At 38.0% G+C, this 1,975-nt stretch carries 4 protein-coding genes; all 4 read right to left on the minus strand.

All coding sequences use genetic code 11. From position 1 onward, the window contains the following. On the minus strand, nt 1-209 hold a 209-nt coding region (locus DW096_RS19495), incomplete at its 3' end, for a hypothetical protein (protein ID WP_199711494.1). Between the two features lie 203 nt (nt 210-412). Beyond that, nucleotides 413-556, minus strand: coding sequence for a hypothetical protein (locus tag DW096_RS19345; protein ID WP_158560254.1), 144 nt, complete (start codon nt 554-556; stop codon nt 413-415). 151 nt (nt 557-707) lie between these two features. After that, complete coding sequence (locus tag DW096_RS19155; RefSeq protein WP_117652797.1) at nt 708-1,169, minus strand: hypothetical protein; 462 nt, start codon at nt 1,167-1,169, stop codon at nt 708-710. After that, on the minus strand, nt 1,166-1,975 hold an 810-nt coding region (locus DW096_RS19160), incomplete at its 5' end, for an RHS repeat-associated core domain-containing protein (RefSeq protein ID WP_199711495.1). The genes DW096_RS19160 and DW096_RS19155, both read right to left, overlap by 4 nt.

Here is a 1,975-nt window from a genome sequence, read left to right on the forward strand (position 1 = left end):
ACTGTACTTTCGTTCCCGGACTTCCAGGTCATGCTGCTGATGCTGCCGTTGCACTTCGCAGTACCCACACCCGTGTTGTAGTACAGGTTCTGTGTGAAGCAATGTGTGAAGCATGTACCGCTGATGCCCGTCAGCCAGCTACGGACATTGTAAATGTACGACTGCTTGTTCACGGCAGAACCGTGCCTGTAAACGACCCAGATTATCATAAACGTAGGTAGCAAGCGGTACCTCACCTAAACCGTCAACCTAATGCTTCAGGGTCAGCAGCCTGCCGACAAGGTCATAAGCATAGGTGTAAGTCTCACTGCGGGAAGGCTTGCCGGAAACTGTATGAACATGACGACGCTCCGTGGGCTACCCCGTAAAGTTATAGACAGTATACTCCGTACCGTATCCTTACCACCAAAACTTACCGCTGGATAAGACGGGAACGGGAATCATAATACAGCACACTGTAAAGCTGGTCGGTACCCCCGTCTGACAGCTCCGTAACACTGCCCGTAAGCAGACCACGGGCATCGGGAATACTGAAAAGCCAAGAGATTAGATACAACGAACCCTAAAAGTTAGATAAAACACTTTTAGGGTTCACTTCAAAGATAAAAAATATAAGCAAAAAAGCCTTTAATTTTATTCAATTTAAAGATTCTGATACTCAAAAACAAAGAATAAACAACATCCGCTACAACAAGTAGCTATTTATATTAAGGCAACATTGAAGGATAAAGTAACGAATCTGAGGGCAAAGGAGATATCCCCCACCCTATTTTACGCTTTACTAGATTGAGTAAATTACTATCATCTTTCATCATTACTCTATTTTTCAATATTCCATAAGATTCACCTAAATACAAAGTATCATTTTGTAAGCTATCACGATATGCAACAATCATAATACGTGGATCCATATCTTTCTCTATATTCCTTTCCGGAATTAATTGCTCCATATAAAAAGAAAACCAAGCAAGAAAAATATCATCATACGTAGTTAAGAAATTGAGACTCTCATAAAAACTCTGCTCAAAGCCTTGTGGGGTACACTTTGCACTTACAGGCAACAATACTCCTTGAGAACCATATATCAATTTTACTTTTTTTACTTCTTGCCCTAATGTGATAATACAAAAGGAAGAAATTAATATTAGAAAACAAATTTGTCTTTTCATTCTGATGTCCAGCTATTTCTAAATTTAAATATTCTATTTCTCAACTCTTGGGATTCAACAGAAGAAGATTCTACATTTGAAGTAACAGATTTTGTTACAACCCATTGCCCCTCGCTATGTTTTATTCTCCCTTTATGCATTAAAGGAAGTTCTCCATTAGCTTTTGCCGTTTTTAATTCAGCACCTTGAATAACACTTCTTTCTTCTTTTGTCCCATACCTAGTATCTGGTGATTCATCTACTTTATTAGTTTTCATATTAAATGCATGGGCAGCTTCATGCTCTAATCCTGTAGCAGGTGATAGAATATTGCCATCATTGAGCTTCAAACCAGCATTTGGATTAAAACGGATAAAACCACTAGAATCAAACCTATTATCTTTATCGCTTTCTACTATTCCAACTTTCAATTTGGCATTTGTAACTATCTTTTGCGCATATTCTCCTCCACCATTTTTACTATTATAAAAATAAGCCTCAACAACAGCATTCACAAAACTATTATTAGGTGCCATAGCTGCATTCTTTCCATTGAAAGAAAAATAAGCCTGCTTTCCATTGGAATCTTTATACCAAATAATAAAATCTTTCCCATCAGGATCTATATACTTAATCGGATTATTTACACAATAACTATAAGGATTAAAAGCGTAATAGTTTTCAGAAGAAGGGTCAACCGTTGTAAACCGTCCTAATGCTGCATCATAATAACGTGCTCCATAATCATACCAGTTCAGCCCTTTCTTCGTGTCAAACTCCTTACCATTATACTTGTAAGGCTGGGTATTGCCTGTAGTGCCAAACAC

It is taken from the genome of Bacteroides sp. AM07-18, assembly GCF_003602695.1.
Lineage (GTDB): Bacteria > Bacteroidota > Bacteroidia > Bacteroidales > Bacteroidaceae > Bacteroides > Bacteroides uniformis.